Annotated in this window: 5 protein-coding genes; 4 read left to right on the forward strand and 1 reads right to left on the reverse strand. The window is 72.2% G+C overall.

The genetic code is table 11. From position 1 onward, the window contains the following. Positions 1-178 precede the first annotated feature (178 nt). The gene (locus tag ACFWFI_RS40240; protein WP_387400521.1) at positions 179-931 is read left to right on the forward strand and encodes a DUF4142 domain-containing protein; all 753 of its coding nucleotides are present in this window, start codon (positions 179-181) and stop codon (positions 929-931) included. Between the two features lie 22 nt (positions 932-953). Here the strand turns inward: ACFWFI_RS40240 and ACFWFI_RS40245 are convergent, their stop codons facing one another. Continuing rightward, the gene (locus ACFWFI_RS40245) at positions 954-2,312 is read right to left on the reverse strand and encodes a family 43 glycosylhydrolase (protein ID WP_387400513.1); all 1,359 of its coding nucleotides are present in this window, start codon (positions 2,310-2,312) and stop codon (positions 954-956) included. A 616-nt stretch (positions 2,313-2,928) separates the two neighbouring features. Here ACFWFI_RS40245 and ACFWFI_RS40250 point away from each other — a divergent pair. The 3 genes from ACFWFI_RS40250 (at position 2,929) to ACFWFI_RS40260 (ending at position 6,141) form a co-directional block, all read left to right on the forward strand. Beyond that, a complete protein-coding gene (locus tag ACFWFI_RS40250; protein WP_387400515.1) occupies positions 2,929-4,221 on the forward strand; it encodes an MbnB/TglH/ChrH family RiPP precursor modification enzyme in 1,293 nt (430 codons plus the stop codon). A gap of 5 nt (positions 4,222-4,226) precedes the next feature. Next, positions 4,227-5,246: a TIGR04222 domain-containing membrane protein gene (locus ACFWFI_RS40255; RefSeq protein ID WP_387400517.1), complete on the forward strand. Its 1,020-nt coding sequence runs from the start codon at positions 4,227-4,229 to the stop codon at positions 5,244-5,246. Positions 5,247-5,364: 118 nt separating this feature from the next. Further along, entirely contained in the window at positions 5,365-6,141 is a 777-nt protein-coding gene (locus ACFWFI_RS40260; protein WP_387400519.1) for a TIGR04222 domain-containing membrane protein, read from the forward strand. Positions 6,142-6,157: the final 16 nt, after the last annotated feature.

The raw sequence follows: 6,157 nt of genomic DNA on the forward strand, positions 1-6,157 counted from the left end.
GGGCAGGACCGGGCAGGACCGGCGGTGCGCCCACTTTTCCCCGCCCGGCTGAACAACCCTGCGCCGAAATACGTATCTCCCCGTACTGCCGCATCGGCATTACCGCCAAGTAGGTTGAACGACGCTTCAGTTGGCGGTTGATTCGACGCTGTCACATACCGGCCCGGGAGACATCTTGCTGCGACGCATCAACGGAACGGCCCTCATCATCGCCGCGCTGGTCGCCACGCTCGGCGCCCTCGCCTTTCCCGTGTGGTCCTACGCCGACCGCTCCGGCACCGGCGAGGCCAATCTGAACGCGTCCAGCGTCGCCACCCAGTGGGGCCCGCTCTCCGCGACCGACCGGGACTTCCTGATCAAGGTGCGCCTCGCCGGGCTGTGGGAACTGCCCGCGGGGCAGCAGGCCATCGAGCGCGCGCCCAGCGAGGGGGTGAAGCTCGCCGGGGATCATCTGGTGGTCGGCCACACGGACCTGGACCGGCGGGCCCGCGACGTGGCCGCCAAGCTGGGCGTGGAGCTCCCGAACCAGCCGTCCGAGCAGCAGCAGGGCTGGCTCAGGGAGCTCACCGCGGCCAGTGGCCAGGAGTACGAGCAGAAGTTCGCCAACCTCCTGCGTGCCGCGCACGGCAAGGTGTTCGCACTGATCGCGCAGGTCCGGCACACCACGCGCAACTCACTGATCCGGCAGCTCGCCTCCGACGCCAACCAGACGGTGCTCGACCACATCACCATGCTGGAGCGCACCGGATTCGTCGACTTCGACGGCCTGGCGCGCGAGGCGGCGGGCGCCTCGACGGCCAGTCCCTCGGGGCCGCCCGTGTCATCGGGCGGCGGCGTCCCGCAGGTGCCGGTGCCGGTGACCCCGAGCGGCGACCAGTCGTTCACCTCCCGCCCGGTGCCACCGACCATGGCTCCGCTGCCTCAGCCCTGAGGCCCCGCCCGGAACGAAGGGCTCAGTCGCGGTCCCGGCGCTCGGTGTACAGGCGGTTGCCCTTCGGGCCGGTCCATTCCACCCGTACGACACCGGGCACCGCGGCGTCGGCCAGACGCGAAGGGTTGGACCAGTAGCCGAAGTTCGGGTTCCGGAAGAACGTCGCCCACAGGTCGCCGTCGGAGTCCTCGAAGAAGTTGTTGTGGCCGGCGCCGACGCCGACGGTCCAGCGCTCGGAGTACGGGCCCTCGAAGCTGTCCGAGACGGCGGCGACCGCGTCGTACTGGTACTGCACGCGACCGGTGCCGCCCACGTCGTAGGCGTGGCGCGGGGTGCCGTCGGCATTGACCGACGTCCGGTCCCAGGCGGCGTGGAGGAGGAAGTACTTCCCCCCGTGCCTGAACACGTACGCGCCTTCGAGGTACGGCTCGGGCGAGTACGGGGTCTGCTTGAACGTGGGGAGGTTCGTCGTCGGGACGATGTCCTCCATGTCGTCGCGGAACTTCGCATAGAGGTTGTTGTGCAGGACCAGCCACGCGTCGTCGCCCTCGGAGTAGAGGCTGCCGTCGATGTGGTGGTAGGCGCCGGGCTTGATGAAGCTCGGTCCCCCGATGAACGACTCACCGAAGGGCTTCTCGATGTTGCCCTCGACGAGCCTGTACGGGCCCTCGACCCCGCCCTCGCTCACGAGCATGAACGAGCCGACCTTCTCGGAGTGGTCGCCCATGCACGCGACCATGTACCACTTCCCGCGGAAGTGGTGCAGCTCCGGGGCCCAGGCCTGGCCGCGCTTGCCGAACTGCTCGTCGTACCAGTACTCCTGCCACGGAGCGACGACCGTGCGACCGGACCGGTTCTCGTCGGTGAACTCGGGCGACCACACCTTGCCCTTCTCCGCGCCGGGCCGGATCCGTGTCGTGTCGGCCAGCTTCCAGGGCCCTTTGAGTGACCGGGCCGTCCAGACGAAGATGCCGTCGTTCCACGGGCCGGCAGCTTCGAGCCCGGGCACCCGGGTGGTACCCGTGGCGACGTAGAGCGGACGGCCGTCGACCACGAAGCAGTTGACGTAGGTGTCCCGCATCCACACCACTCCGCGCTCCTTGTCGCGGGGGCGCAGCTCCAGCGGGAGGACGAAGGAATTGTCCTCACGGGGCCACAGGTCGGGCCGGGTGTCCGCGAGGCCGTAGGGCGCGGGGTCGGGCCAGTTCGCCGGGTACCGCCGCTTCGCCGCGGCCGGAGTGCGAGCGGTCGAAGCCGGCGCGGCCGAGGCCTGGGCCGCCGGTGCGGCGGCCACGGGCAGCGCCGCCGCCGCACCCACTCCGGCGGCACGGGCCAGCAGGGACCGCCGGCCGAGGTGCGGCGTGTTCTCGGTACTGGTCATCAGTGACGTTCTCCTTCGTCAAGTCCAGGACGCCGTGTCCTCCGCGAGGACCGTCGGCGGGCATGCCGGATCGCCGGGCCGGTCCCGGGTCGGTCGGGTCGGATCGTGCGGGTCGAGGTCGGCCGCTCCGCCGGGTGCCCGCGCCTGTGCCGGGCGGTGTCGGGCGGCGGTCGGTCACGGCCGGCGGGCTACGGAATCCGCGAGGCCGCCGTCGTACGAAGTGGCCCCGTACAGCCCCTCGGGGTCGTCGGTCCTGCTCCGGCCGAGCACGGCACCACGGCCCGGCGGTTCGGGTCCGCGCTCGTCGCGCCCCGCCGGAAGCGTGCCGCGGGGCCGTCCTTGGATGGCATGTCGATCAGCATGCGAACGCCTGTTGATCTACGTCAACAGACCATGGAATTAATCCGGAGTGTCCGGCTCGTCGGCATATCTGTGCTACTCCGCGTTTCCGCAGGTCCACGGGGTACCGCCAGGCTCGCCGGAAGAATCACGATCGAATAACGGGACACTCCGACCTCGTCCGGGAACCTCAAATTCAGCTCTGAACGTCCCCCCTTCCGGGTTCACCGGCGCCTGGCGGGGCCATGACCCCTGCACAGAACGGGGAGGGGACACCATGAAGCTGGGAATCGGCATCGGATGGCGGCCGGAGATCGCGGACGCCGTCGAGGCACTGCCGGGGATCGACTGGGTCGAGGCGGTCGCGGAGAACCTCTGCACGGACCATCTCCCCGATTCCCTCGTACGGCTCCGGGAGCGCGGGGTCACGGTCGTCCCGCACGGCGTCTCGCTGGGCCTGGGCGGGGCCGACCGCCCGGACCCCGGCCGCCTCGCGGACCTGGCGGCGCGGGCCGAGCTGCTGGGCACGCCCCTGGTGACGGAGCACATCGCGTTCGTACGCGCCGGGGGGCCGCTCACCGCGTCACAGCTCCTGGAAGCGGGCCATCTGCTGCCGGTGCCCCGGACCTGGGACGCGCTGGACGTGCTGTGCGAGAACGTGCGGATCGCGCAGGACTCGCTGCCCGTCCCGCTGGCCCTGGAGAACATCGCCGCGCTGATCTCCTGGCCCGGCGAGGAGATGACCGAGGGACAGTTCCTCGCGGAGCTGGTCGAGCGCACCGGCGTACGGCTGCTGATCGACGTCGCCAATCTGCACACCAACCACGTCAACCGCGGAGAGGACCCGTCGACCGCCCTCGACGAACTGCCGGTGGAGGCCATCGCGTACGTCCATGTGGCGGGTGGCATGGAGAGGGACGGCGTCTGGCACGACACGCACGCCCACCCCGTGACACGCCCCGTCCTGGACGTGCTGAGCGAACTCCGCTCCCGGGTGGACCCTCCGGGGGTCCTGCTGGAGCGCGACGACGACTTCCCGCCGGCCGAGGAGCTGGCCGGTGAACTGACCGCGATCCGCGGCACGCTGGCCGCGTCCGCGGCAGGGCCTCGGGCCGCGCGGCAACGGCCCGCCCGTGCCCCGGAGCCGTCGTCACGTGCGGCCGGGGCCCGCGAGCGGACCGCCGTGGCTCAGACCGCGCTGCTCTCGACCCTGGTGGCCGGCACCCCGGCACCGGACGGCTTCGACCACCGGCGGCTCGGGGTACAGAGCCGGGCCCTGGCCGCGAAACGGGCCGACGTCGTCGCCAAGGTCGCACCGGAGCTACCCGGGATCCTCGGTGACGGCTACCGGAAGGCCTTCCTCGCGTACGCCAGGAACCGGCCGATGTCCGCCGGTTACCGCCGCGACGCGCTCGGCTTCGCCGAGCACCTCCTCGTCACGGGCCTGCCGGCCGATGACGCGGCCCGCCGGAAGCTGACGCGCTGGTGGCAGGAGCGCGCCGCCCCTCGTCCACCGCGCCGAGGGACCCGTCTGGTCCACGCCGCCCGTGCCGCCCTCCTCGGAAAGTGACCGCGATGAACACTCTTGCTCTTCTGCTGACTCTCGCCGTGGCCGTCTCCGCGACGCTCCTGGTCATCGCGACGCGCAGCGCCGGCCTGCGGGGCAGCGGCACGGCCGTGTATGTGCACGACCTGTCCGAGGAGGCGTTCCTCAGCGGCGGTCCGGCCCGGGTGGTGGACACCGCTCTCACCCGCATGCACTCGGACGGGCGGCTGGCCATCGGTGGACCCGGCATCGTCGCGGTCCAGCGGGACGAGGCCCGTGACGCGGTGGAGCGCGCCGTGCTCCAGGAGCTGGCCGCGGCCCCGAACGGCGCCCTGCACACCCTGCGGGAGACCGTGATGCGGCATCCGGCGGTGCAGGAGATCGGCGACGGTCTGGCCGCCCGCGGACTGCTGGTCGCACCCGGCGAGAGCCGGGCCCGCCGCGCCTGGGCACTCACCCTGGGCGTCGGATGCATCGTGGGGTTCCCGGTCAGCATCGCCCTGACCGTCGCGCAGTACGCCCTGCACGACGGGTACACGGGCATTCCGTTCCCCTTCTTCCTGAAGGTGCTGCCCGCGCTCGTGGCCGGGGCCTGGGCCGGTCTGGCCACCGCGGCGGCGGCCAAGGCCCGGCTCACCATGGCGGGGCGCAGGGCCGCCGACAGCTACCGGCTGGCCAACGCCCATGTGACCGATCCGGCCCACCTGGTGGCCACCCAGGGGCTGGGGGCACTCCCCGACCCGGAGCTCCAAGGGCAGTTGGTGGCCGCCGCCCGGCAACGGCCCACGGGGCGTTCCTCGTCGGTCCCCTCGGGCTCGCCCGCCGCCGCAGCCGCGTTCGTACCGGTGCTGTGGTGCGCGGGGGTGGGCCCCGGCGGCGGCAGCTGCGGTGGTTCCACCGGCGGGGGCGGCGACTCGGGGACGGGTTCCACGTGCAGCTCGGGATCGAGCTGCGGCAGCAGCGGATCCAGCTGTGGCAGCAGCGGCGGCTCCAGTTGCAGCAGTGGGTCGAGCTGTGGAGGGGGTTCCAGCTGCGGCAGCAGCTCATGAAGGGCGCGGAGTCGCCATGCGTACGGATTCAGCCACCCATGACCGTCTGTGACCGGGATTCGTCCATATCGTGAACAGCCCATGGCGCTCCCCCGCAGCTTTCACATAGAACTCCGCCATGCTCTGGGTCCTGCTTCTTCTGGTCGCGTGGGGTGCGGCCGCCGTCTCCTGCATCCGGCTGTGCCTCGTCACCGCGGGTGCCGCGCAGCGGCCGCTCGGTGCCGCACGGGCGCCCGTCTCCCCCGAACTCAACCTCTACGAGACTGCGTTCCTTGCCGGCGGGCCCCAGCGGGTGGCCGATCTGGCGTTGGTCTCCATGCACCTGCGGCGCCGGCTGCTGCTCGCCCACACGGGCTGGGCGACGGTCGTCGACCCGGAGGGGCGGGACGAGGTCGAGCGCACCGTGATCCGCGTGATCGGCCCGGAAGGGCAGTCCCGGATAGCGCCGATACGGGCCGCGGCCGCGGCGGCCGACGCCGTACGCTCCCTCGCCGACCGCCTCGTCGCGGCAGGCCTGGCCGTTCCGCACGGCACCCGGACGAGCCTGGAGTCGGCGGCCCGGGCCGTGCGGGGCGCGGCGGTGCTGGTGGTGGTCCTGGCGGCCACCGCCATGCTGATGCCAGGTCAGGAGACCGGCTACGCGGGCCCGGTGGCCGCCTGGTTCGGACTGCCTCTGGTGCTGACGCTGGGCTGCCTGGCGATCGCGCGGGTGGAGAACCACCCGTACAGCCCGTGGGCCTCCCCGTCGGGACAGCACTGGCTGGACTCGCTGCCGGCGCCGGTGCACGGCGCGGACCGCGATCTGCTGGCGGCGGTGGCGGTACGGGGCGTGGGAGCCCTGGAGGACCCGGACCTGAGAGCGGCCATGCTGAGCGGGGCGCGGACCGGAGGCTGACCCGCCGGTCCGGGGC

The organism is Streptomyces sp. NPDC060209 (genome assembly GCF_042728155.1).
In the GTDB taxonomy this organism is placed as follows: Bacteria; Actinomycetota; Actinomycetes; order Streptomycetales; family Streptomycetaceae; genus Streptomyces.